The sequence below is a fragment of the uncultured Campylobacter sp. genome, assembly GCF_963517995.1.
In the GTDB taxonomy this organism is placed as follows: Bacteria; Campylobacterota; Campylobacteria; order Campylobacterales; family Campylobacteraceae; genus Campylobacter_A.
Map to the genome: position 1 here is coordinate 1 of NZ_CAUQHQ010000192.1, position 3,369 is coordinate 3,369.

Genomic DNA, 3,369 nt, shown 5'->3' on the forward strand with positions numbered 1-3,369 from the left:
TTGTCTTTTGAGCGCCTTTGAATGAGTTTGAAATTTTCGCCCTGCGGCAGACTATCTGTCTAGCCTTGGGACGAAAATTTCCACACAACATTCAAATCCATCTCAAAATACTTCGCCTTATCGTTTTACGCTCAAATTTGAAGTCAAATTTGCAAATTTTATCCGCCGAGACCCGCACCCTGAAAATGCTAAATTTAAACTCGCGACGCTTTGCGTCAGCAAAGCAGTGTCGCCACCTCAAAAGCGTCGTAGGGGGAGGGGGATCGTTAAGGGGGAAGGGAGCTCTTTTGCTTCGGCTTTGCCTCGCAACTGCTAGCAGAGCGTAATTCAAGCCCCTTCCCCCTTAACAAAGAAGCAAGATGGTGCTAAATTTTGACTAAGCTAAAATTTAGCATCTTAAAGATACAGGTGTCGGTGCGTAAAATTTAAAAATTTATCCAAATTTAACTAAGTCAAATTCTAAAATCGCAAGGCGCCCAAACGACTCGCGAAAATACCGCTGTTTAAAGCCAAATTTAGCCTTTCGTTAGTAAAATACCGCTCAAGAGTTGCGGGACAACTATTATTTATACAAGGCATTTCATGCAAAGACGCGATTTTTTAAGAAACACTGCGATTTTAGGCGCCGTTATGGCAACTCCGAGCACCGTTTTTGGAGGCAGCAAGGCCGTGGGCAACAAGAGGGTTTTTGACGTAACTCTAAATCACAAAATTTTAGAGGCGGGCAAGAAAACCAGGCTGTGGATACCGCTACCGTTCATTAGAGAGTATCAAAGCGTGAGCGACGTCAAATTTGACGGCAATTTCGCCAATCCGTCGGTGAACTACGACGCGATACCGACGCTTTACGTGGACTACGCCGAGGTGGCAAAGCCGACGCTTAGCGTTAAATTTAGAGTCGAGACCTTCGAGCGAAACACCGACTTTAGCAAGGTTAAATTTAACCCGAACGAAAAGCTAAGCCCTGAGACGGAGTTTTATCTAAAACCTACTCAGCACATCCCAAATGACGGCATCGTAAAGCAAAAAGCAGAGGAGATCACTAAAGGCGTAAAGGGCGATCTGGAGCGCGCAAAAGCGATCTACACGTGGGTGGCAAACACTATGCAGCGCGACAACAGTATCCTAGGCTGCGGCACGGGCGACGTAAAAGCAATCCTTGAAAGTGGCAAGCTGGTGGGCAAATGCACCGACATAAACTCCGTATTCGTGGGGCTCTGCCGCGCCGTGGGTATCCCTGCGCGCGAGATTTTTGGCATCAGAGTAGGGCAGAGCAGATTTTCAAACGAGATGGGAAAGGCCGACGAGAAGGGCCTTGCGGCAATCTCTGGCGGTCAGCACTGCAGGGCGGAATTTTATCTCAAAGGCCACGGCTGGATCCCTGTCGATCCTGCGGACGTCGCTAAAGTGCGCCTGGGCGAGAAGCTAAGTAACGACGACAGCAAGCTTGCCAAAGTGCGCGAGTTTTTGTTTGGCAACTGGGAGATGTGCTGGATCGGCTTTAACGATGCGCGCGACTTTGTCCTATCGCCAAAACCTGCGGAATTTCCGCTAAATAACTTCGGCTATCCTTACGGCGAAGTGGACGACAACGTGCTAAATTATTATTCTCCGAAAGATTTTAGCTACGACTACAAGTCTCAAGAGGTCAAATGAAGGGCTTTTGGCTAGCTCTGGCGTCGGTAATAAGCGCGCTGGCGGCGACTCTTTGCTGCCTGCCCGCGCTTTTATTTTTGATTTTCGGCGCTTCATTTAGCTTGCTTAGCTCGGAGGCTATAGAGAGCCTAACCGAGCTAAGGCCCTATTTTACCGCACTTGCCGCGATCTGCTTTGCGGCGAGCGCGTTTTATTTTTTCAAAAAGCCAAAATCCTGCGATATCGCAAATCGCCGCAAAAAATGGATCTTCATCTACGTTTTTTTAGCTATTTTTGTGATTATTCTGCTATCATACCCCGAAGTTTTAGGAAAAATTTATGAATAAAATTCTATCTATTTTATTGCTTGCAAGCGTAGCGTTTGCAAATCAAAATTTTGTTATCAAAGTCGAGGGGATACACTGTCCGCTGTGTACGGCGATGGTGCGAAAAGCCCTGCTAAAGGTGGACGGCGTCATCAGTGCCAAGGCTAGCCTGCACGACAAAACCGCCCGCGTCGAGACAATAGACGGCGTGAGCGAGAAGCAGCTGCTAGATGCGGTGGCGACGACGGGCTACACGGGCGAGATAGTTAAGTAAATTTAAGGAGCAAACATGCAAAAAAACGAGGTTATGAACGATTTTAAAAAGCTGTGCGAGATACCGCACTGCAGCTGCGAAACGGAGCAGATGAGGGAGTTTTTAGCGGATTTTGCGCGCTCGCAGGGCTTTAGCGTAAACATCGACGAGGCTGGCAACATCCACGCCGTAAAGGGCGAGCCTAAAATTTGCCTGCAAAGCCACTACGACATGGTTTGCGTGGGTGCGGCGCCGAATTTAGAGCTCATCGAAGAGAACGGCATCCTAAGGGCGAAAAACTCGACTCTGGGCGCCGACGACGGCATTGGCGTGGCGATGATGATGGGTACGATGCGGGAGTTTGCGAACTTAGAGTGCCTATTTACCAACGACGAAGAGGTCGGGCTCGTGGGCGCAAACGCCTTTAAGGGTAAAATTTTATCGCCGAATCTTCTAAATTTAGACAGTGAAGAGGACGACCGCGTGACGCTGGGATGCGCCGGCGGCATAAACGTGAGCGCAAAAATCGGCGCCGCGAGCGTCAAAAAGAGCGGTAAAATTTACGAGATCGGCGTTACTGGGCTTAGCGGCGGGCACTCGGGCAACGAGATACATAAAAATATCCCAAACGCAACGAAGCTGCTGGCGAAATTTCTCGCCGAGGAGGGCTGCGAGCTCATCAGCCTTGATTTTGGCGAGAGGAGCAACTCGATCCCCGCAAACGCCGTGTGCAAGGCGCTGTGCGCGCATGAACCAAAGCAGCGCGGCCTGGCGTGGGTAAAGAGCTTGGGCGAGGGCGAAGCGGACGTGCTGGTAAACAGCGGCAAAATTTTGGCGCTAATTAACTCATTCGCTCAGGGCGTGCGCAGCTACGATACCGAGCTTAATATGGTAAATGAAAGCATAAATCTCTCGACCGTTAAGCAGAAGGGGGATGTGATCGAGTTTGACTTTTTCGGACGCGCGATGAAGCGCGAAGGGCTTGAAAATCTAGGCTTTGAGACAGCTACGCTAGCTAGCGCGCTGGGTTTTGAGGTAAGAGTAACCGACCGCTCGGCGAACTGGGCGCCGTGCATCAGCGACTTCGCGCATCTGGTGCTTGAGGAACTGCAAAAACAAAAGCCGCAGGCTAAATTTGCCGCCGTGCACGCAGGC

The 3,369-nt window shown here is 50.0% G+C and carries 4 protein-coding genes; all 4 read left to right on the plus strand.

The annotated features are described in order from the left end of the window. Window positions 1–582: 582 nt before the first annotated feature. Window positions 583–1,656, plus strand: coding sequence for a transglutaminase-like domain-containing protein (locus RYL88_RS12375; protein WP_314991697.1), 1,074 nt, complete (start codon window positions 583–585; stop codon window positions 1,654–1,656). Next, a complete protein-coding gene (locus RYL88_RS12380) occupies window positions 1,653–1,982 on the plus strand; it encodes an aryl sulfotransferase (protein ID WP_297966355.1) in 330 nt (109 codons plus the stop codon). The genes RYL88_RS12375 and RYL88_RS12380 overlap by 4 nt, the downstream gene beginning before the upstream one ends. Further along, a complete protein-coding gene (locus RYL88_RS12385) occupies window positions 1,975–2,235 on the plus strand; it encodes a cation transporter (protein WP_314991701.1) in 261 nt (86 codons plus the stop codon). The genes RYL88_RS12380 and RYL88_RS12385 overlap by 8 nt, the downstream gene beginning before the upstream one ends. Window positions 2,236–2,250: 15 nt before the next feature. Beyond that, a partial coding sequence (locus RYL88_RS12390; protein ID WP_314991703.1) for a M28 family peptidase occupies window positions 2,251–3,369 on the plus strand: 1,119 nt, incomplete at its 3' end.